General features: G+C 43.2%; 20 protein-coding genes. 9 read left to right on the top strand and 11 right to left on the bottom strand.

All coding sequences use genetic code 11. The features are described 5' to 3' along the window. Positions 1–252: 252 nt before the first annotated feature. A complete protein-coding gene (locus ACU37H_RS13445; RefSeq protein WP_240832765.1) occupies positions 253–522 on the top strand; it encodes an HU family DNA-binding protein in 270 nt (89 codons plus the stop codon). 233 nt (positions 523–755) lie between these two features. Beyond that, positions 756–884 carry a 30S ribosomal protein THX gene (locus tag ACU37H_RS13440; protein ID WP_472703594.1) on the top strand — a complete coding sequence of 43 codons (129 nt, stop codon included), beginning with the start codon at positions 756–758 and terminating at the stop codon, positions 882–884. Between the two features lie 348 nt (positions 885–1,232). Here the strand turns inward: ACU37H_RS13440 and ACU37H_RS13435 are convergent, their stop codons facing one another. From ACU37H_RS13435 to pyrH, 3 genes are all read right to left on the bottom strand, one after another. Then, entirely contained in the window at positions 1,233–1,559 is a 327-nt protein-coding gene (locus tag ACU37H_RS13435; RefSeq protein ID WP_472703595.1) for a DUF6686 family protein, read from the bottom strand. Positions 1,560–1,709: 150 nt separating this feature from the next. Continuing rightward, entirely contained in the window at positions 1,710–2,351 is a 642-nt protein-coding gene (gene pdxH / locus ACU37H_RS13430; RefSeq protein WP_472703596.1) for a pyridoxamine 5'-phosphate oxidase, read from the bottom strand. Between the two features lie 84 nt (positions 2,352–2,435). Then, complete coding sequence (pyrH, locus tag ACU37H_RS13425; protein ID WP_472703597.1) at positions 2,436–3,146, bottom strand: UMP kinase; 711 nt, start codon at positions 3,144–3,146, stop codon at positions 2,436–2,438. Between the two features lie 365 nt (positions 3,147–3,511). Here pyrH and ACU37H_RS13420 point away from each other — a divergent pair, with 365 nt between their 5' ends. The 7 genes from ACU37H_RS13420 (at position 3,512) to ACU37H_RS13390 (ending at position 8,122) form a co-directional block, all read left to right on the top strand. Further along, positions 3,512–4,477 (top strand): aldo/keto reductase, encoded by a 966-nt coding sequence (locus ACU37H_RS13420; RefSeq protein WP_472703598.1) that lies wholly within the window; start codon positions 3,512–3,514, stop codon positions 4,475–4,477. Between the two features lie 159 nt (positions 4,478–4,636). Further along, positions 4,637–4,936, top strand: a complete 300-nt coding sequence (locus ACU37H_RS13415; RefSeq protein ID WP_472703599.1) for a type II toxin-antitoxin system RelE/ParE family toxin — start codon at positions 4,637–4,639, stop codon at positions 4,934–4,936. Beyond that, complete coding sequence (locus ACU37H_RS13410) at positions 4,915–5,223, top strand: addiction module antidote protein (RefSeq protein ID WP_472703600.1); 309 nt, start codon at positions 4,915–4,917, stop codon at positions 5,221–5,223. Before ACU37H_RS13415 ends, ACU37H_RS13410 begins: the two co-directional genes overlap by 22 nt. A gap of 46 nt (positions 5,224–5,269) precedes the next feature. Further along, positions 5,270–5,911, top strand: a complete 642-nt coding sequence (locus ACU37H_RS13405; protein ID WP_472703602.1) for a hypothetical protein — start codon at positions 5,270–5,272, stop codon at positions 5,909–5,911. Positions 5,912–5,927: 16 nt separating this feature from the next. Beyond that, the gene (locus ACU37H_RS13400) at positions 5,928–6,797 is read left to right on the top strand and encodes a carbohydrate kinase family protein (RefSeq protein WP_472703604.1); all 870 of its coding nucleotides are present in this window, start codon (positions 5,928–5,930) and stop codon (positions 6,795–6,797) included. 9 nt (positions 6,798–6,806) lie between these two features. Next, positions 6,807–7,100 carry a hypothetical protein gene (locus tag ACU37H_RS13395; protein WP_472703606.1) on the top strand — a complete coding sequence of 98 codons (294 nt, stop codon included), beginning with the start codon at positions 6,807–6,809 and terminating at the stop codon, positions 7,098–7,100. A 77-nt stretch (positions 7,101–7,177) separates the two neighbouring features. After that, positions 7,178–8,122 (top strand): sugar phosphate isomerase/epimerase family protein, encoded by a 945-nt coding sequence (locus tag ACU37H_RS13390; RefSeq protein ID WP_472703608.1) that lies wholly within the window; start codon positions 7,178–7,180, stop codon positions 8,120–8,122. Between the two features lie 68 nt (positions 8,123–8,190). Here ACU37H_RS13390 and ACU37H_RS13385 read toward each other — a convergent pair whose 3' ends face one another. The 8 genes from ACU37H_RS13385 to rpsB form a co-directional block, all read right to left on the bottom strand. Further along, complete coding sequence (locus tag ACU37H_RS13385; protein ID WP_494407610.1) at positions 8,191–10,119, bottom strand: glycoside hydrolase family 97 protein; 1,929 nt, start codon at positions 10,117–10,119, stop codon at positions 8,191–8,193. 235 nt (positions 10,120–10,354) lie between these two features. Beyond that, complete coding sequence (locus ACU37H_RS13380) at positions 10,355–11,743, bottom strand: sulfatase-like hydrolase/transferase (RefSeq protein WP_472703611.1); 1,389 nt, start codon at positions 11,741–11,743, stop codon at positions 10,355–10,357. 75 nt (positions 11,744–11,818) lie between these two features. Beyond that, positions 11,819–13,594 (bottom strand): RagB/SusD family nutrient uptake outer membrane protein, encoded by a 1,776-nt coding sequence (locus tag ACU37H_RS13375; RefSeq protein ID WP_472703613.1) that lies wholly within the window; start codon positions 13,592–13,594, stop codon positions 11,819–11,821. A gap of 146 nt (positions 13,595–13,740) precedes the next feature. After that, complete coding sequence (locus tag ACU37H_RS13370) at positions 13,741–16,860, bottom strand: SusC/RagA family TonB-linked outer membrane protein (RefSeq protein ID WP_472703615.1); 3,120 nt, start codon at positions 16,858–16,860, stop codon at positions 13,741–13,743. A gap of 98 nt (positions 16,861–16,958) precedes the next feature. After that, positions 16,959–17,999, bottom strand: a complete 1,041-nt coding sequence (locus ACU37H_RS13365) for a FecR family protein (protein WP_472703617.1) — start codon at positions 17,997–17,999, stop codon at positions 16,959–16,961. A gap of 51 nt (positions 18,000–18,050) precedes the next feature. After that, positions 18,051–18,587: an RNA polymerase sigma factor gene (locus ACU37H_RS13360; RefSeq protein WP_472703619.1), complete on the bottom strand. Its 537-nt coding sequence runs from the start codon at positions 18,585–18,587 to the stop codon at positions 18,051–18,053. 156 nt (positions 18,588–18,743) lie between these two features. Next, positions 18,744–19,577: a translation elongation factor Ts gene (gene tsf / locus ACU37H_RS13355; protein WP_472703621.1), complete on the bottom strand. Its 834-nt coding sequence runs from the start codon at positions 19,575–19,577 to the stop codon at positions 18,744–18,746. 256 nt (positions 19,578–19,833) lie between these two features. After that, the gene (rpsB, locus tag ACU37H_RS13350) at positions 19,834–20,721 is read right to left on the bottom strand and encodes a 30S ribosomal protein S2 (protein ID WP_472703623.1); all 888 of its coding nucleotides are present in this window, start codon (positions 20,719–20,721) and stop codon (positions 19,834–19,836) included. Between the last annotated feature and the right edge of the window lie 42 nt (positions 20,722–20,763).

Genomic DNA, 20,763 nt, shown 5'->3' with positions numbered 1-20,763 from the left:
ATGCTATATTACTCTAAAAGGCCCTACAGGACTGTATTTGCGAGAAAAAGCGCTGAAAGCCTTTACTGGAGCGGGTTTCAGAGAAACCGACAAAAATAATCCAGTGAATGCTGCTCGCTCCGATTTGCGCAAACGCTTGCTGCATCTGCCTTTTAGAAGATTTCATAAAATGAATTATAACAAAATATTTTGCTCGTATGATGCAAAAGCTTCTAAATTTGTTTTCCAAATAAACTCATTAAAAATTTTACTATGAACAAAGCAGAATTAATTGAAAAGCTTGCCAAAGATGCCGGTATTACTAAAACACAGGCTAACGCCACTTTAGACTCTTTCGTAGAAGCCGTTACTAAAACTTTGAAAAAAGGCGATAAAGTAACTTTGGTTGGCTTTGGTACTTTTTCTGTTACTAAAAGGGCTGCCCGCAACGGTCGTAACCCACAAACAGGCGCTGTTATTAAAATCAAAGCTAAAAAAGTTGCCAAGTTCAAAGCTGGTAAAGAGCTTTCTTCTAAAATCTAACAGTAGACAATCCTATTCTATAATGCCCGGCAGCATTGCAGGGCATTTTTTTATGCCTAATACCGGCCGGATACACGCATGCCGGTTACGCAGCCTGTAGCGGAGACGGCCATACCCAACCTCTCCGATAATATCCACGCCCCCGGGAAGAGCGAATCCTGAAAGTTTAGGACCCGGGCCGTTTTTATGGCCTATATCCCCTTTTTTTAGTACTTTTGCAAAAAATTTCAATTATGGGAAGAGGCGATAAAAAAACCGCGAAAGGAAAACGTTTTAAAGGATCTTACGGCAAAAGCCGCCCTGCGATTTCTCCTGAAGTGAAGAAAAAATTAGCGGCCAAAAAAGAAGAAGCAGCTAACTAAGCAGTTGCGCGCTCATCCGCGGTCTGCAAAAAAAATTTATACGAGCCTGTATCAATACGGCCTGGTAATAGTTTAACCTATTGCCCGATCGTTGATACAGGCTCTTTTTGTGGAACAGCGATATGTCAGGATTGATAAGTGTCCCTCGGGTAATATTTATTTTTTCGCTCAAGGGTAGCAACGCATTACCGCTCTGTTAACGGGCACATAGCGACTTAATCTGCTTTTCTCTTCCAGAACAATGGGAATCCCCAATACAGAACCAGGTTGTCGCTTCTTATGAACGCGCTGTATTTGGGCTGACTGCGGCTTAATAGCAGGTCGTAGATTTTGATGCTGCGATTTTTCTTATTTAAATAGGCATAGCATTGCCTGCGCTTTGATCTCGGTGTCGGCTTCCTCGAGCGTTTTCTGAAGGCGGCATAGTTCTGAAGGGGTCAGTATCAGCTGTACATCGGTCGAAGGGGTGGCGATCATGATGATCTTTGAGTCATGATTCACATTCGAATAGGATTGCGCCGCCTTATAGTTTACTTGCTTGCAAAAGACAAAGAAATCGGCTTCATTCAACGTGAGCATGGTCGAAATGAACGCTACCTGGTAGTGGCCGCATTGCTTGCAACGCACCACATATCCATCTTCTCCGTAATACAGGGACTGAAAATCACAGGCCATAAGAAACTTTTTCCTGCAAAAATTAGATTTCCCCGGAATGAAGAGATGCCGGATCGGGAAATTATACTTACGAGATCGGGAAATTTTCCAGTAAGGAACTTAGGCGAGAATGGCCATAGCCTTATCCTATCAACTTATCAGCTAAACTCTTTAAGGTGCTAAACGCTCTATCTTCCAGCTCTGATCAGCCTGCAAAGTATATCGCAGCCTGTCATGAAGGCGGTTGGGCCTCCCCTGCCAGAATTCAATGGCGATGGGCTTTACAATGTATCCGCCCCAATAAGGCGGCTTACCGATGGGGTTGCCTGCATCCAGGCTGTCTTTTAGTGCTGCCAGTTTTTCAGCGAGTTGCTCGCGGTTTTCCAGCACTGAGCTTTGGGGCGAAGCCCAGGCGCCTAACTGGCTGCCCACCGGCCTTGAAAAAAAGTAGGCCTCGCTTTCTTCCCGGCTGGTCTTCGAAACCTTGCCGGTGACGCGCACCTGCCTTTCAACCTCCTTCCAGAAAAAGACCAGGCAGGCTTTGGGATTTTGCGCCAGCTCTTGTCCCTTTTGACTTTCGTAGTTAGTGAAAAAGGTGAACCCTTCTTTTGAAAAGTTCTTCAATAAGACGATCCGGGCGTCGGGGTTGCCCTCCGAATCTGCCGTTGCAAGGGTCATCGCATTGACTTCCGTAAACGCTGCGTTCAGGGCCTCCTGCCACCATTGACCAAACTGATCAATGGCATCAGGCAAAGCTTCAGCTTCCAATAAACTTTTCTGTGCGTATTGAATACGTATGTCAGCAATGTTCATAACGCAGGGATCGTAATTTATATAATGATCGTAACGAAGTGCAGCATTTTCAACAATGAGCCATCAGCTATCAGCCATGGACCATTAACTAATTAACGTGCCCACATCTTCGCCTAACACCACTTTGGCAAGATTTCCTTCTTTGTTCATATCAAAGACAATGATCGGCAAATGATTCTCCATGCAAAGGGTAAACGCCGTCATATCCATGATACGGAGATTGTTAGTAAGGCATTCCTGGTAAGAGACGGTTCTGTAACGCGTGGCTGTAGCGTCTTTTTCGGGGTCTGCCGTATACACGCCGTCAACGCGCGTGCCTTTCAGGATCACATCTGCATTGATCTCAATAGCCCTTAACGAGCCGGCGGTATCGGTTGTGAAATAGGGGTTACCCGTACCGGCACCAAAGATCACGACACGCTCTTTTTCCAGATGCCTGATGGCACGGCGACGGATATAAGGTTCCGCAATCTGCTCCATATTAATAGCGCTTTGCAGGCGGGTAAACATCCCGGCTTTTTCGAGCCCGGCTTGCAAAGCCATACCGTTGATCACGGTGGCCAGCATGCCCATGTAATCGCCATGCGCCCGCTCAATACCGGTTTGCGCTTCGTTCATGCCGCGATAGATATTTCCTCCGCCAATTACAATGGCCACCTGCACGCCCAGGTCTACAATGGCTTGTATTTCGTTGGCATATTGGGTAATCACATCGGCATCCATACCGAAGTTTTTGTTGCCCATTAAAGACTCACCCGAAAGTTTTAACAAAATCCTTTTGTATTTAGGCTGCATTCTACTTATTTTATGGTTAATTGTCTGGCGAAGATAGGGAACAGTTGAAAAGTTTAAGGGTTTTATAAGTTGAAAAGTTGACGAGGTCTGACGGTCTCCGTCTGACTCAAAATAATAGAGACAGACGAGGGTTCAAAAGTTGATATGATAATGGTTTGAAGTTTGAGGGCTTAAAAGTTTAATCTTGTTAAATGGCATTGTGGTTTCTTATCGACCGTCAACTTGCTAATTGGTAATCATCGTTTATGTAGGTTGATAGCAGTACTAAAGATGACGCTGTGCGACGCAATACCGATGCCCGTCCGACTGGTCATCCGGGCGGGCCCTATATTTATTAGCCGGGATCATAAAAAAATTACGTACATATGAAAAGAAAATTAGGTAGCAGCAACGTGGAAATAACCCCTATTACAATGGGCGCATGGGCCATTGGTGGCTTCATGTGGGGCGGGAACGAAGAAAAAGATTCCATAGCGGCCATTCAGGCTTATATCGGCAACGGCGTCACTTCTATCGACACTGCGCCGGTTTATGGCTTTGGCTACAGTGAAGAGCTGGTGGGCAAAGCGATCAAAGGTTACGACCGCAGCAAGGTCCAGATCCTCACCAAGTTTGGGATGGTGTGGGATATGGAGAAAGGTGACTTTGCTTTCGAAGGAAAAGATAATGCCGGTAACCCCAAAAAGATCTACCGCTACGGTGGATACGAGACGGCATTGAGAGATGTGGAAGCCAGTCTGAAAAGACTGGGGACAGATTATATCGACCTGATCCAGTTGCATTGGCCGGACACTACTACACCTATTGACGAAACAATGAGGGCGATGGAAAAAATGTTGCAGAACGGAAAGGTGAGAGCCATAGGCGTGTGTAATTACAATGCGGCGCAGTTGAAAGAAGCGGAACAAACCGTAAAGCTTCAAAGCAACCAGGTGCCTTACAGTATGCTGAAAAGAGACATTGAATCTGAAGTGGTGCCTTATGCTCAGCAACATGATCTTTCCATCATTGCCTATAGCCCGATGGAGCGGGGCCTGTTGACCGGCAAATATGAAAACATGTCTTCCCTGCCAGCTGACGATCACCGTAATAACTATTTCAAAAAATTCGATTTTGATAAGGTGAAGAAATTAACGGATCACCTGGCGGACCTGGCGAAAAAATACGACGCTACGATCGCGCAGTTAGTATTGGCCTGGACGTTCCACCAACCTGCTGTAGCAGCTGCTTTAGCCGGTGCACGCAATGCGCAGCAGGCAACAGAAAACGCCAGGGCGATGCAGATCAAGATCAGTAACGATGATTTAAAACTAATCGACGAATGGATTTAAGAAAAGGGGCTAATAGATTTTAACACAAATGATCATCTTTTTGATTACAAACAAAAGTTTGCCTTCGGCCAATGTTCGGAGGAGCAAAACCCTAAAAACAAAGCTTTCTAACTCGAAACATTTATATATTTTTGTATCCAAATGAATACAATTTAAAGAATGTACTTTATTGAAAAAACCACAGAATTTGACAAATGGTTTAAGAAGTTGATTGACTTGAGAGCAAAAGCAAAAATTTTGTTTAGGCTTCAAAAATTGGAAAACGAAGAACATTTTGGAGATTGTAAATCGGTTGGAAACGGAATTAGCGAATTGAAAATCGACTATGCTAAAGGCTACAGAATTTACTTCAAAGAAACTGGCGAAAAAATTATCCTTCTGCTAATTGGCGGAGATAAGGCCACTCAACAGAAAGACATAGAAAAGGCGAAAGAAATTTGGAACAAGCTAAAAAAGTAAAAATGGGAACCTCAAAATTTGATATAGCAGACTATTTAGACAGTAATGAAATGATTGCTGAATATCTAAATGCGGCTCTGGAAGAAGGAAGTGATACTGAAATTGTAGCCGCAATCGGACATATTGCCAAGGCAATTGGCATGACCAAAATAGCTGAAGAAACAGGAATGAGTAGGCCAAGCCTGTACAAAGCACTATCCGAAGGAGCTAAACCGCAATTTTCAACTATTATGAAAGTTTTAAAAGCAGTTGGCGGACAAATAAGAGTAAATCCGATATCAGTATAAGAACGAATGCACAAACCTAAAATTGAGAAAAAATACAATAATATTGATGTTAGCAGCAACAGGTTTTTTTTCCTGTAAGCAAGGCGGTAAATCAACACCGGACAGCGCAAATATGAAAACTTTAAACTCGGCAAAAAGTGCCCGAGATCAAAAGTCGGCAACGGACTACAACGAAAAATATATCAATACCAAATATGAATATAGGCAGTCAAACAACGGACGCTTAATAATAAAAAACAGTCTCCCAAAAGGTGGACAAAACTATACAGATTCCAGTGGTAAGAAATATGTCTACGCTGTGTTTTGGACTCAGGTTATCAATGACACAAATAATCCTCTTGACTTGGAAATTGATTTTCCCTTAAACGCATTCGAGATTCCATCCTCATCGGGTAACTTTATGAAATTGCTTCTTTCTGCTGACACCATGACGATTGATAAAGAACCTTTGCCTGATTATGGCCTCACAGTAAAATCATTTTTAGATAAATCTCTTCATAGATCATCTTCATTAAAAAGAACTATTCCTCCAGGAAAATCAAGTAGTTTTCATGTTGTAGCTCTTTCTAACAATGGCGTAGGTGGTACATTGCGTACTGGTCTTGGCTTAAAAGGAAAAGGGCAAAATCTTTTTTATAGAATTAACGATAAAGAAATTGATTGCGGAAAGATAAACTTCACATTGTAAATACCAATTAAAGACTATGAATACAATTTGCTTCGGCGAAATACTTTGGGATGTGTTGCCTGACGAAAAAGTGCCAGGTGGAGCGCCGATGAATGTTTGCTATCACCTGAACCGGCTGGGCATCGAGGCAGGGTTGATCTCCAAAATAGGGAATGATGAGAATGGGCGGGAGCTGCTTCATTTTTTAGAGCGCCACCAGATTGACACTTCTTTGGTTCAGACCGACAAAGATCACGAAACCGGTATCGTGATCGCCACACAAAAAGGTAATGAGATGGAATACGACATCGTGGCGCCCGTGGCCTGGGATTTTATTGATGCGCCGGAAGCCTTATTGGACCAGGTGTCCGCGGCTTCCTACTTTGTTTGCGGCAGTTTGGCAGCCAGAAGCGAACATGCCCGGCAAAGTTTGTATTCGCTGCTGAATGCGGCGAAGAAAGTCGTGGTAGATATCAATCTCCGTCCGCCCCATTATGAGAAGTCGACTTTAGAGCACCTGATGAAAAAGGCTGATATCCTGAAGTTGAATAACCACGAGCTGGCATTGATTGCGGGCTGGTATGGCAGCGAAACAGACTTCGAAAAGCAAGTGCAGTTATTAAGCACAAAGTTCTCCGTTCCTGTGATCATCATCACTAAAGGCGCGGATGGCGCTGCGTTGCTTTATGACAACCGGTTTTATTATCACGAAGGCTACCGGGTGCAGGTAGCTGACACGATCGGCAGTGGAGACTCCTTCCTCGCAGGGTTTTTATCCAGGCATTTGAAAGGTGAAACGCCTGAAACCGCACTTGAATTTGCCTGCAAAATAGGCGCTTTTGTCGCGTCCAAAAAAGGAGCTTGCCCTCCTTATGAAGCGGCCACTATTGAAACGCTTACATTCTAAACATAACATATGATGGATATCCTCTCTTTTCGCCAATCCCTTGAAACAAATACGCCGCCCGCAACACTTAGTGAGTTGCAAAAAGGTTTATGGTATGCAGCAAAAGGTCAGTGGGACGAAGCCCACGAAGTCGCGCAGGCGCGCGAAGGGACTAAAGAGTTTGACCGCTTACACGCTTACCTGCACCGGGTGGAAGGAGATCAGTTTAACGCGGGATACTGGTACCGGCGCGCAGGTACAACCATGCCTGACACAGGGCTTGAAGAAGAGCTCAACGACCTGATCGATCAATGGGTAAAATGACAAAGACTCTGATCAAAAAATAACGCTGAATTCGCTGCGACTTGCCTAATTTTAAAGTTCAATCTAACGATATTACTATGTCTTCCAACCGTAGCCGCTCCCGCCGTGAATTCCTTGCAAAAATGTCTTTGGCCTCCGCAGGCTTATTCCTTGCCAGCTCTGAAAGCTGGGCCAATAGTTTATGGCAGGCAAAGCCGTCGTCAAAATTTGGTGGCGTGCAGATAGGCACAATCACCTATTCTTTCCGAAGTATGCCGGGCGACATTGCCCAAATCCTGAAATACATTACAGAATGCGGCCTGAGCGCCGTTGAGCTCATGGGCGACGCGGTGGAAGTGTATGCCGGAAAGCCTGCTACCAAAGACAAGGACCAGCTGGCTCAATGGAGAGCTTCTGTTTCGATGGACCGGTTCAAAGAGGTACGCAACATGTTCGATAAGGCCGGCGTGAAGATCTATGCTTATAAACAACCGGACGCCCTGACGATGAAAAGTACGGATGCAGAAATTGAATACGTAATGAAAGCGGCGAAGGTCCTGGGCGCCCGATCGATCACCGTCGAGCTGCCGAAAGATCCTGAACTTTCCCAACGCCTGGGCAACCTGGCATTGAAGCACAAAATATATGTGGGCTATCACAACCACACCCAGGCCACAGATACCGTATGGGACCTGGCTTTGAGCCAGTCGCCCTATAATTCGATCAATCTTGATTGCGGACATTATATTGCCGCAGGAGGCGCCAACACGAAAGCGTCTTTACGGGCTTTCATCGAAGCAAAACATCATCGCATTACTTCCTTTCACATGAAAGACCGGCAGACCAAAGAACGCGGAGCCGCCAACCTTCCCTGGGGAGAAGGCGATACCCCGATCAAAGAAATACTCCTGCTGCTAAAGAAAAAGAAATATGACATCCCGGTTTCCATCGAACTGGAATATAAAATCCCTGAAGGATCGGACGCGGTGAAAGAAGTGAGTAAGTGTGTAGCCTATGCTAAGAAGATACTGGTTACAAAATAAAATGCTTCCTATAAAGCACATCAACCCCCTAACTCTATATGACATATAGGTATCTCGCGAACTTTGGTCTATTTTATTCTTTGTAAATAAACAACGGCTCCGCCTCCCTTAGCCAATTTCAAATTGATACGGCCGCCGTCTTTTACTTCCATTTCCTTTTTAACAGCATGCATAGGATTGACATCGGCATCTTTTGCATCTTCCCAAATTGTTGCGCGATATTTCCCTTTTTCTAAAAAGGGTAAGTCTATTACAAAATTTCGTTGTGAACTATCAGTCATACTACCAATAAACCAATCAGCGCCTGACCTGCGGGCAATAGTAATGTAGTCGCCCACAGCGGCATTCAGCACCTTTGTTTCATCCCAGGTAGTAGGGACTAATTTTAAAAAGTCGAGCCCGGTTCCTTTTTTATAATTATCAGGTGCATCGCAAAAAACGCCTAATGCGCTTTCATAAACTACTGTCATTGCCAGTTGGTGACAACGTGTTGATTGTACGACCGGAGAATGATCTTTAGTATTTTTTTCAGTCGCGTAGTTCTCTGGCGTTACATTGCGAAAAGCAACTGGTGTATAATCCATTTCCCCTAACAGACCACGTGTGAAAGGTAGCGTAACGTTATGTTCAGGAGTTAACCGGTCAGACCATTTCGTTTGTTCATTGCCATAAACGCCTTCGCGGGTGATAAGATTGGGATAGGTGCGGCTTATGCCTGTCGGTTTGTACGCGCCGTGAAAATTTACGAGCAGATGGTGTTTCGCCGCCTTTTTAGCTACTTCGTGATAAAAGTTTACCATTTCCTGATCCTCCCTCGCCATAAAATCAACTTTTATTCCTGAGACGCCCCATTTCTCGTATAGCGCGAGAGCTTCATCCATTTGCCTTTGTAAATGCCACCAATGTAGCCATATAATTATTTTAACCCCTTTTTTGTTAGCATATTTTACCAGTTCTTCAATGTTGATACCAGCTATTGGCTTCGTAATGTCACTTTTCGGATTTCCGTCCTCACCACCATCAGGTGCAAATGGTGAGCCGTACCATTGCCAATCTACAAGTTGATATTCCCAGCCCATTTCAGCAGCAAAATCGATATAAAATTTCATTGTGGCCTGATTAGGACCCAGTTCAAAATTCGCTGAGGGCGCATATTTGTTGCTCCACCACCAATCCCAGGCAGAAACACCAGGTTTAATCCATGATATATCTTTTATTTCGCTTGGATCGTTGAGGTTGGCTATCAGATCGGACTCAATCAAGCCTGACAGGTTCTCGGACAGCATCACTACTCTCCATGGCGATATTGCCGGCACCTTTCTTTTTACAGCAACCTGGGGGTCGTCTAAATAAGGGGAGAGTTTGGTGACCAGCGTATTTTTTGTATCGGCCCTTACCAAAGACGCACCTGACCAATCTGTCAGGTTAGCTTCTGTAATCACCATGTAGCGATCATCTGCGGCTCGCAACAGCACGGGCAACCCTATTAGTTGCTTGCTTGTAATATCGGAAAGATTTTTCTGCAGGAAAAAATCTTCCTGATGAGACCGGAATTTTTTGTAATCCGCCATCCAGCCGGAGTAGTTTTTTGAAAAAGCAAAATGAATATTCTCATCCGAAAGTTCAAAACCACTCAATCCCTTTTGAGCCGCGAACTCATACCTAAGCGCCACGCCATCGTCGTAAGCGCGGATATACAGGTTTACCAGAATCCCGCTTACACGCTCCTGAAGTTCAATTTTTTGCTCGTTAAAATGATTGATCACCTTCTTTTTCTTGCCCCAGGCCCTTGTCCAATGGTCCAATACACCGGAGGACGTAGCTTTCAATAGTTTGAACTTATTAAGCTGGCCTATCGTTTTCAAAGAGAAGCTAATTGGAGAGGTGGTTATCAGGGTATCATTATTAAACACTACCGAATAGTTCAAGTCCGATTCGCAGTTTACAAGGATTGTCGCTTTCTTATTGGGAGAGGTACACCTGACAGGTTGGGTCATAGCATTTGCAAATGAAAACATTGCAGTGAAGAGTATATATAAGACAGCTTCTTTCACTCGCAGGTATTTTAGCTGGCGGATTCGCTCTGATTTTTTCTGGCTGAAACCTGTCCGCGTAAGCGCCGATGCCTGGTTCAGGCAAGTTGCGCTTCTACATTCCTGGGTGTAAAAATAATTCACACTGTTTTTTGTTATTTTTATCATTTATTGCTTTTTATTGCCGGGCAATCGGCTATCAGAGTTTCTCCATCGAATATTTATAAAACGGGCTGTATTGTTGAACCCGTTTTGAGGCTTCCCATTGTTTAAGTTTTTTAATAAAATACTTTACTTTACCGGGATGCTGTTTACTTATATCGTGTTGTTCGGAAACGTCATTTGCCAGATTATACAGGTGTGTGCGCCCATCTCTGTATGCAAGGAATTTCCATTGATTATCCAACAGGCTTGCATATAAAGATTCGTAAGCTCTGTAAGAATATATAATCCGGTTGGGGAAGCGCCCGCTTTTGATCAACGGAAATAAACTGAGGCTTTCTTTATACTTATTTTTTGGCGCACTTTTTTTGCCGGCAAACTCCATAATCGTAGGGAAAATGTCATTCGTAGTAACAGCTTTCTGAATCGTTTTTGCTTTAAAAAACTGGGGGGCGTATATAAAGAATGGTACTCTTGCTCCACCCTCAAAAAGAGTTTCTTTCATTTTGCTTCCCCGATAAGGTACGTTGTTGAAATATCCGCCCTGGTCACCGACGAAGAACAAAACAGTATTGTCCCATTGTTTGCTCTTCTTCAACACTTCTATAATTTTCCCTAGTGATTCGTCTACTGAAGTAACCATTGCCGCATACTCAGCATCAATTTTTGAAAGCCCTTTTTCCAAATAGTCCTTTACCAAATCCTTTCGACCCTGATGGGGGCCATGAACATTATAATAATATAATGAAAGTTGAAACGGCCGTTGCTTATGATATCCTTGGATAAAGTTGCAAGCCAGCGAGGTTAGTGAGTCAGTAAGATAAGGCAGATCAAATTGCACATCTTGTGAACTGCTGAAATACGGCGGGTAGTAGTGCGTGGGTGCACCGGCATTCGTAACGAGGTGCTGCTCATCAAACCCCTGGTGAGTGGGATAAAAAGGCTGATGACCTAAATGCCATTTGCCGATAAACACATTATAATAACCGCTTTTTTGAAGCTCTTCGGCATAGGTAATCTGCGTCAGGTCTAACCAGTTTTTGGATGGAACTCTTGCGGGGTCCGGCTCCCAATAGTTATAAGTTTTGCTGGTCGCTCCGCTTTCATCAAAGCCATCTTTTTTACTGGTAGTGGGAATATGCCTGATTATGCCATGATCTAACGATGATTTCCCCGTTAGCAAAATGGCCCTGCTGGGGCTACAAGTTGGTGTGGTAACTCTTGCGTTCGGGAAAAACACGCTGTTTTTCTTTAGCCTGTCGATATTGGGAGTTGAAAATTTACTTTGAACATACCCCAAATCGGACACGCCGAGGTCATCAACCAGTACTACGATAATATTGGGCTTTTTGTTATCGTCGTATTGAGCGTTTGCAAAAAATGGTAATACCATTAAGGAAGCGAACGAGAATAAAATATACTTCATGCGACTTGTTTTGTATGCCGAACAGGTAAGAACATTGCATATACCTGCCTGCTTGTAATGATGATTGCTTTACCGCTAAAACTGATAACCAGGATTTTGAGTAAGCTTGTCATCTCTGATTACATTTTGCGGAATGGGAAAATAATAATGCTGAGGCTTAAACAAGCGGCTAAACTGTTCTACATTTTGTTTCATAGTAACCTGGTAAGTGCCTTGCTCTACATTCCAAACCCAGTCGATGCCGCTATAATTTTTGCTTAATTCTGTCTCTGCCATTCTCCATCTTCTTAAGTCCCAATAGCGATGGTGTTCAAACATTAGCTCTACCCGCCTCTCCTGAATGATATTATCAAGCGTTAAGGCTGTTAATGGCAACAGCCCCGCTCTGTTGCGGATTTCATTTACAAGCATCAACGCTTTTCCTGTTTCCTGACCTGTTCCTAAGGCAGCTTCTGCAAAGTTCAAATAGATTTCCCCCAATCTGTAAATGGGCACATCGTTAGAGCCTTCCCCTAGCAAAAAAGGCGTTCCGGTTAAAAACTTCAGCTGTCCCAGCCCTGTGTGCCCTCTGTTGGGGCCGGTATTTTGATTTTGGGCCTTTAGGGGTACCCCTGCTGAATTGGCATATCCGACGTCAGTTACACTAAGATGGTAATAAATGGGTTCTCCGATATATTCTGTTTGTGGGATAGCTATGGTAGCCTTCATTCTGTAATCTTTTTGTCCAAACAGTTGGTCTAATGAATAAAAGCTCCCCTTCTTGAAGGACGCTCTGAGTGTATTATTGGTGCCATGCAGCATGTTGCCGGGAGTTCCGTCTCTGTATTCGAACGCTTCGATATTTTCCAAATAGGGTGACACCATATTTCCCCAATACTCATAGGCCTTAACCCGGGGATGAGTAAGTGCTTCCAAATCATTATACCTTCCACCCAAGCCGGAAAATTCCATCATCATAATGATTTCGCTGTTTTCTGTGATGAAAAGGTTTCTAAAATTTGCAGTCAGGTCAGCTTCGTCTTTCTTAATCCGAAATGGCCCTTCATTAATAATTTCTTTAGATGCTTCCAACGAAGCTGTGTAATATTTCTTAGCCTGCGAAATGTCGATGCCTACCAGATTGTTTGGATCTTTTACAGTCAACTTAGCGTTATTAGCAGCAATGCTACCTGCATACAACATGGACCGGCTTTTCAGCGCAAGCACGCTCCATTTAGATACTGCCGTTTTTAAATAACTCTTATTTTTTAAATAACTATAAGCCGTATTTAAGTCCTGCAAAATGAAATCGTAAGTTTCTGCCTCCGTACTCCTCGGCACATAGAATTCCTCTGTATTTCCTGTAGTAACATCAATCACTTTATCGACAATTGGAACGCCTCCGTAGCGTTTGGCCATTTCAAAATAAACATGAGCTCTAAAAAAATAAGCCTCTCCTAACTTCTGTTCAATGAAATCTTTTGTCAGATCAACGTTCCCGGCCAAATTTTCAATTGCTGTATTAATATTTCTGACGTATTCATAACGCCAGCTGCCAATCGGAATGTTGGTCTGGTCTCCCGCCAGCCTACCATCAGTAAAGCTCATCTGTCCACCTTGGCGATTGGTAGCTTCTGCGCCAAAATGTGTAGTTCCATGATACTGGGCCAGGAAGTTACCGCTGTTGGTTTCGTCCAGGCCATAAATCAGATCCGCTTCGTCATATAATCCACTAAAGTATGCGTTAATCAAACTTTCGTCTTTCCAAACGGCGTCACCACCTATTATATCAAGGGGGCCAACGTCCAAAGTTTTTGAGCAGGATGATAATAAAAATGTTGTTGCTATTACTGATAATTGAAAAAGTTTCATGTGCTTACTTTTAAATCGTTTTTCAATTGTTACATGGAATTTTGCATAAAAATTATCATCGGTTATCACCGTTTGGACGGAGGTATAAACTACCGATAATCTTCATAATCATTTCATGTGTCTGTTTTGTTAGTCGACCGCTATTTTTAGAATGACAAATTCATGCCGATACTAAATACGCGCTGAATTGGATATTGGAGCGGCGAGCCTACTTCGGCGTCAAAGTCATATATTCCTAATCTATCAAAAAGTAACAGGTTGGTGCCGCTTAAAGTGAATCGTGCCTGAGAGAATCCGATTTTTGAAAGAAAGCTTTTTTGTAGGCTATAACCTAAAACCAGGTTTCTAAGCCTCACATAGCTACCGTTTAAAAAGTATTTATCGATGTTCCCTTTATTAGTAATTCCCGAGCTCCTTGCCGGGAACTCAGCGCTATTACCCTTTTCAGGCGTCCAGACATTATTTGCTACATACTTCAATGGAACCCTGGTGTCCACGTTTCTCGCCAGATCAGACAGGCCGATGTTGAAGTTGGCAGCACCCTGAAAGAAGAACTCCAGATCGAAAGATTTCCATTTTATTTGGTTATTCCAACCGAAAATAATTTCGGGAGTTCCGCCTCTTCCTATTACCACCTGATCGTTGGAGTTTATAAGCGAATCGCCATTGATGTCTTTCAACCGTATATCTCCCGGTTTTATACTCCCGTTGCCATTCCCGCCGCTGTAGTCGATAACAGCATTATCTATCTCTTCCTGCGAATTAAAGAATCCGTCAAAAACATAACCAAAGCTTCGGTTTACCCACTGGCCTGAGCGTCTGTTTATTCGTTCCTGATCCGCATTTTCGAATGTTTCAGACTCAACATAATCCAAATACCTCTCTCTGTTCCATGATATATTAGCCGTTGTTCTAAAGTTACCGTCTTTGAAGTCTCCTCTATAATAGACCAGGAATTCAAAACCTCGGTTATCCCTGCTTTCAATATTAGACAAGGGTACGTCGGCTCCTGTTACGGATGGTAGCGTAATGTCATCCCGTCTTAACAGGTTAAACCTCTTCCTGTAAAATACATCCACTTCTACACCCAGGTCTCCTTTGAAAAACTGAGCGTCCAGGCCCACATTGTAAGTATTACTTCTTTGCCAGGTAATTCTTTTATTAGGAATGCCCAGTGTTCGCAGCGCTGCGCTATATTTCCCGTTAATAATATAACCGCCATTGCCTGTAACAACATCAAAGCCCTCTATATAATCGTAACTGTTGGCATTGTCATTTCCAAGTTGCGCATAAGACGCACGAAGCTTTAAGTTGTGTACGAAAGACTCCTGACTAAAGAAAGACTCTTTCGAAATTACCCAGCCGGCTGAAACACCAGAGAAGAAGCCAAACCGGGTTTCTTTGGGGAAATATGGGGAGCCGTCATACCGGCCGGAAAGTTCTAACAGGTATTTATTGTCATAAGCATAATTAACTCTTCCTATATAACCTAAGCGGCCAAAATTGGAATTGCTGCCGTTGTTGGTCTGTGTACCCGGATCTCCGGCAAAAAGGTAGGGAATGCTTGTTGACAATAAGCTGGTACGTTTTGCCGTAAAAAAAGCCGAATTGATGGATCGCGATTCCATTAAAAAGACAGAGGATAAACTATGCTTATCAAAATCCTCATTGTACCTTACGCCAATCTGGGTAGTGATGCTCTGGCCATTGGTTTGCGACTGGGCAAGCCTTGAATCTGCAGTTGGTGGCACGGCGGTATAACTTTCTCCGTTATAATAATACGGAGTAAACGGTTTGTAAAAATTTTTTTGAAATTTGAAATTTCTATCCACACCAAAATTCAGGAAAGATTCTATCTGAGTAAAAAACGGCAACTTGAACCTTGCTCCTAAATTACCGGTAAACACATCATACGTAGTTGCGTTAGAGCCTGTAATATCTTTGGTTGTAATAGCTATAGGATTATAGTTAGCAAGAGTTGAATTGGAAACCGGAAGAAAACCGTTTGGCAGGGAAGATGGAAACCCGGGCTCTGACAAAGCGATTTGGCTAAAATCGCCTTCTCCATCGGTGGCATATATTTCTGATTCTTCTTTTCGGTACGCGAAGTCAAGACTTACGCTCAAGAATTCATTTATCGTTGCATCAAGGTTCAATCTTGCATTATAGCGAATAAAAGGAAAATCGCCGGACTTCCATATTGAAGACTGATTGGAATAGCCCAACGATCCAAAATAGCGAATATTGTCACTTCCTCCTCTAACATTTACGTTATGTTGCTGAAAGGGAGAGTAGTCCCTGATGGTGAGGCCAATCCAGTCGGTACCCGGGTCGGATCCGTTCTGCAAAGCCTCCAGCCTTTCGGGAGTAATTCTGCCTTCAAGATTTGAAATAACCTCTTCCTGGTCTCCGGCATCGCCATAGGCCAATGATCTATAATGTTCCTGAAAGTTTGCAAACTTAGAGAGCGCTGTGTTTTGCTGCAGTGAATAGGTCGAGTTGAGCGAAATTACAGGCTTCCCCTTTCTTCCTCGCTTAGTAGTTATCAAAATTACACCGGCTGAAGATTGTATACCATAAACTGCAGCAGCCGCATCTTTTAAAACGCTGACACTTTCAATTTCATTGGGATCAATCTGGGTAAACTCTCTCGGAACTCCGTCTACTATCACTAAAGGCCCTTCGTTTTGTGGGTTATCAGAACTATTATTACTTCCAAAACCCCGTATATTAAAATTGGGAGCGTCTGCTCCGGGCCGTCCACTGCTCTGACGAACAACCAAACCCGGCAATTTGCCCGCCAGTGCATTAGCAGTATTTGCCGCAGGTACAGTAGTTAGCTCTTCACCATTAATCGTTGAGACGGAACCTGTAATGGACACTTTCTTCTGCGTTCCATATCCAACCACCACCACTTCGTCCAAGCTGTTTTTAATAACCTTCATGCGAACCATTAGCAGGTTGTTTTCGTTTTGAAGCACTGAGTAGTTGTAAATAGATTCCGGTTCATAGCCGACGTGTTCAAATAAGAGGTGATACTTATTTTCCGCCCGCAGTGCTTTTAGCTCGAACAATCCCAGCGAATCTGAAGTAAGGGTTTGTTTTTCGCCGGTTTTCACACTTTCAACGGTAATGGTTGTAGATGGTAGCGCCTCTCCTTTTTCAGAAAGCACTTTCCCTTTTACATCCACCGCTTGTGAATAAGCGTCTGTCACACATAAGCACATGACAATCATACAAAAAATTCCCATTGCAGTTTTTTTCATATCCGTTTGTTTTAGTTCAGCAAATGGCCTCCGTGACCGCGCAGAATACTGGCAAGCATCGGCGTTTTCCAACTCGCAGCTACCTACAGCTCTGTTCTTTAATGACGTCTTTTTAGAAATATTGTATCGTTTTTGTTTTCATATGACATATCGCTCAACTCACAAATTGTTTTAATAATTGTGTTTAAAGAATCAGAAAAGAAAACCCGTCCTGTTAAATAAGTCTTTTCCATGCCCGGCTCTTCAATGATTTTAACATGATATGTATTCTCGATGCCTCTCAGTACACTTTTCATCGGCGTGTTATAAAATTGAATTTCTGCATTCGTCCAAACGACGTCCCCTTTAACTGGTGGCTGCTCATTTTCCTTTATGCCAACAGACTTTTTACTCTTGGTTACTTTGCTGGCATAAACCGATACGGAACCTGTTGATTTATCAATAAAACAGGTGTGTCCGGGTTGTAGAACGATCGTATCCATTTTAAAACTTCCATCTCCGGCATTCACCTGCACGCTTCCTCTTTCAAGAGTAACACTTACCTGGTCGGTACTCTTAAAGTCTTGCACCCAAAATTCCGTACCCAATACTGTTATATCTATCCCATTAGCAGTTACTATGAACGGCTTATATACATTTTCTGATACCTTAAAATATGCACTGCCGGATTGCAACGAAATATGCCTTCTGTTGTTAAAGTCACTTCTAAAAATCGCTTCCGCATTGGGCATAAGAACAATGTCCGAGCTGTCGGGCAGTGTGTAATTCATCAAACCTTTCGTGTTATTTCTTATGGTCTGGTGCGTTATACTGCTTTCGGTATGACCCGCGGGAACAGCCGGATGATTGATATATTGAACCCCAAAAAATAGCAACACTGCAATGCTTGCTGCAATTGCCGTCCGGGATACCAAAACCCTGATCCGGCTTTTGCCTTTCAGTACTTTAAATAATACTGCGTTTTTGTGAGCCTTTGGTACGCGCACCACTTCTTCCGGTCGCAGCGTTTCAAAAAAATCAATTTCGTCCAAAGCCGCTATATCGTTCTTTAAAAACCCACTGATTTCCTCCGCCTCTACGTAATCACTTTTATTGGCCAAGAAACGCTCAATTAAAGGCTTTATACCCTTATCAGACATACTTAACTTATTGTACGTTTGGAAATGAGAAATTACCTACTCCGGAAAAATTTATTTTAAAATTGCGGATAATACAGCAGATAAAGCAATCGCTTTTCTTAATTGCTGCAAAGCTTTGGCTAAATGGGCATCAACTGTTCTTTGAGAAATTTTTAAATGCTCTGCTATCTCTTTCCTCGAAAACCCTTCTATATAAGACATGCGAAATACTTTCTTTCTCATATTGGGAAGTTGTTCCAAAGCGAAAAGAATAGTATTGGTAAGCTCAATATTTGTATGTGAATCATCTTTTTTTGTGCCGGCATCTAAAAGTTCTGATTTAATTTTCCTTTGATGCGCTTCCTTCCTGAGCCAATCAATAAAAATCAGCTTCGCTTTTCGGTGAAGCTGTAATAATGTGGGTAGCGAAAAATCAAATGAGGATCTGTATTCCCAAAATTTAATAAACGTTTGTTGAGTTAACTCGTCGGCAATAGTTTCAGACTTCGTCTTTTTCAAAAAGCCAGAGTAAATCTTGTCATAGTTCTGATGAAATACGTTCTTAAAAAAAGGCTCGTCAAACTGGCTCATTTCTGCAATCGATAGCAATGAAGAATATAAGTTTTCCGCCAAAAATTATTACTGGAATACAACCCAAAATATGTCGCTGCTAGCAAACCACGACGACGCAAGCTACACTTTTCCAAGATATCAAAAAAGCGCTTCGTTTCCGAAGCGCTTTTCAACTTATCATCGAAGCGTGGATTAACCTAACGCTACTCTTTTAAATTCAATCACTTTCACACCATTCTCTTTCAGGTAATCTCCAACAGATTTTCCGCCGTCTTTTACAAACGCCTGAGCTGTTAAAGTTTGCTCTTTAAAGAAAGCACCCAGTTTACCTTCAGCGATCTTAGACAGCATTTCTTCTGGTTTGCCCGCCATCTTAGGATCTTCTTTCATGATATCCATGATCACCGCTTTCTCACGAGCTACCACATCAGCAGGAACGCTGTCAGCATCTACTGCTACAGGGCTTAAAGCCGCTACCTGCATCGCTACGTCCTTACCTGCTTCAGCAGATTCTTTGTCCAGACCTACCAATACACCAATACGGTAAGCACCGTGGATGTAAGAAGCAACATAAGGTGCGTTGATCTTTTCAAATTTAGTGATCGCGATCTTCTCACCGATAGAAGCCAGTTTATCGTTGATCAACTCGGCTACTTTCGTTCCGTTAACGCTTGTTTCGTTCAGCTCATCGATAGAGTTCGCGTTTGAGCTGATCGCAGCGTCGGCGATGCTTTGTACAAAAGCAACGAAGTCTTCATTTTTAGATACGAAGTCAGTTTCGCAGCTTACACACACCACAATACCAGTTTTGTTATCGGCAGTTGTTTGTGCGATTACCACACCTTCTTTAGCTTCACGATCGCTGCGTTTAGCGGCCACTTTCTGACCTTGCTTACGCAACCAGTCGATCGCTGCTTCAAAGTCACCGTTAGTTTCGGTAAGCGCTTTGCGGCAATCCATCATCCCCGCACCAGTAGCCTGGCGCAGCTTGTTAATATCCTGTGCTGTAATTGTTACTGTAGACATAATTAAAAATTTATGATTTACGACAGATGAGCTGAGACATATCGGCTCATCTGCCATAATGTTTTTGCTAATTATTATTTGAGCCGGGCTGAGAATAAGCATCAACTTCGTTGCCCCCGAATAACATCCTTACCAGCATGATCTGCTCAGGCTGTCGTTCGGACGGACAATTTTGATGAGCTGTATTCATCAGCCGGGACAATAAAAAGTCCATAGACCATGGTCAATCGTCTATGGACCATGGTCTAACAACTAATTATCTTCTCGGTGCTCCGCTTCTTGCTCCGCCGCCAGTGCTTCTTCTGCGTTGGCCACCGCCGCCGCCTTGTCCGGCGCTACGGCCACGACCGCCACGACCTGCTTCAGCTTCCGCTTCTGCCTGGATCTTTGCTGCTTGCTTTTCATTCTCGTCTGCGAAGTTGTCTTCTACATCTTCATCTTTTGCCGCTTGCCTTTCAGCCAAACCTTCTTCGATCGCAGCAGTGATGTAGTTCACCACAATAGCGATAGATTTTGTTGCATCATCATTAGCAGGGATAGCGAAATCTACTTTGTTAGGATCGCAGTTGGTATCTACCACACCGAAAGTAGTTACACCCAGGCGTTTAGATTCAGCCAATGCGATATGTTCGTGCCCGATGTCCACGATGAATAAAGCAGCAGGTACACGGCCCAGTTGAGCGATACCACCTAATACTTTCTCCATTTTATCTTTATCACGGGTTAAGGTCAGGCGCTCTTTTTTTGTGATGCTGTCGAAAGAACCATCCGCCAGCATTTTCTCAATGCTCTGCATTTTCTTCACGCTCTTACGAACGGTGTTAAAGTTGGTCAGCATACCACCCAGCCAACGCTCAGTTACATAAGGCATGCTTACTCTTTGAGCGCACTCGGTTACGATATCTTTAGCTTGCTTTTTAGTACCAACAAACAGGATTTTTTTACCGCTGCGTGCGATTTGTTTCATAGCAGCTGCTGTTTCCTGCAGACACTCCACCGTTTTGTTCAGATCAATAATGTGGATACCTTTTTTTTCAGCAAAAATGTAAGGCAACATTTTAGGATTCCATTTCTTCTTCAGGTGACCGAAATGAACGCCCGCTTCCAGAAGCTGCTGTTGTAATGATGTATTATTATTTTCCATTTAAAGTATAAGTTTAAAGTTTGAAGTAAAAAGTTTAAAGTT

Source organism: Niabella sp. ZPM-14 (assembly GCF_055693045.2).
This window is presented reverse-complemented; position numbering and strand designations above follow the sequence as displayed.

Excerpts from the sequence above, each read along its gene's own strand:
- ACU37H_RS13445 (WP_240832765.1), top strand. The coding sequence starts at position 253 with ATGAACAAAGCAGAATTAATTGAAAAGCTTGCCAAAGATGCCGGTATT.
- ACU37H_RS13440 (WP_472703594.1), top strand. The coding sequence starts at position 756 with ATGGGAAGAGGCGATAAAAAAACCGCGAAAGGAAAACGTTTTAAAGGA.
- ACU37H_RS13435 (WP_472703595.1), bottom strand. The coding sequence starts at position 1,559 with ATGGCCTGTGATTTTCAGTCCCTGTATTACGGAGAAGATGGATATGTG.
- pdxH (WP_472703596.1), bottom strand. The coding sequence starts at position 2,351 with ATGAACATTGCTGACATACGTATTCAATACGCACAGAAAAGTTTATTG.
- pyrH (WP_472703597.1), bottom strand. The coding sequence starts at position 3,146 with ATGCAGCCTAAATACAAAAGGATTTTGTTAAAACTTTCGGGTGAGTCT.
- ACU37H_RS13420 (WP_472703598.1), top strand. The coding sequence starts at position 3,512 with ATGAAAAGAAAATTAGGTAGCAGCAACGTGGAAATAACCCCTATTACA.
- ACU37H_RS13415 (WP_472703599.1), top strand. The coding sequence starts at position 4,637 with ATGTACTTTATTGAAAAAACCACAGAATTTGACAAATGGTTTAAGAAG.
- ACU37H_RS13405 (WP_472703602.1), top strand. The coding sequence starts at position 5,270 with ATGTTAGCAGCAACAGGTTTTTTTTCCTGTAAGCAAGGCGGTAAATCA.
- ACU37H_RS13400 (WP_472703604.1), top strand. The coding sequence starts at position 5,928 with ATGAATACAATTTGCTTCGGCGAAATACTTTGGGATGTGTTGCCTGAC.
- ACU37H_RS13395 (WP_472703606.1), top strand. The coding sequence starts at position 6,807 with ATGATGGATATCCTCTCTTTTCGCCAATCCCTTGAAACAAATACGCCG.
- ACU37H_RS13390 (WP_472703608.1), top strand. The coding sequence starts at position 7,178 with ATGTCTTCCAACCGTAGCCGCTCCCGCCGTGAATTCCTTGCAAAAATG.
- ACU37H_RS13385 (WP_494407610.1), bottom strand. The coding sequence starts at position 10,119 with ATGACCCAACCTGTCAGGTGTACCTCTCCCAATAAGAAAGCGACAATC.
- ACU37H_RS13380 (WP_472703611.1), bottom strand. The coding sequence starts at position 11,743 with ATGAAGTATATTTTATTCTCGTTCGCTTCCTTAATGGTATTACCATTT.
- ACU37H_RS13375 (WP_472703613.1), bottom strand. The coding sequence starts at position 13,594 with ATGAAACTTTTTCAATTATCAGTAATAGCAACAACATTTTTATTATCA.
- ACU37H_RS13370 (WP_472703615.1), bottom strand. The coding sequence starts at position 16,860 with ATGAAAAAAACTGCAATGGGAATTTTTTGTATGATTGTCATGTGCTTA.
- ACU37H_RS13365 (WP_472703617.1), bottom strand. The coding sequence starts at position 17,999 with ATGTCTGATAAGGGTATAAAGCCTTTAATTGAGCGTTTCTTGGCCAAT.
- tsf (WP_472703621.1), bottom strand. The coding sequence starts at position 19,577 with ATGTCTACAGTAACAATTACAGCACAGGATATTAACAAGCTGCGCCAG.
- rpsB (WP_472703623.1), bottom strand. The coding sequence starts at position 20,721 with ATGGAAAATAATAATACATCATTACAACAGCAGCTTCTGGAAGCGGGC.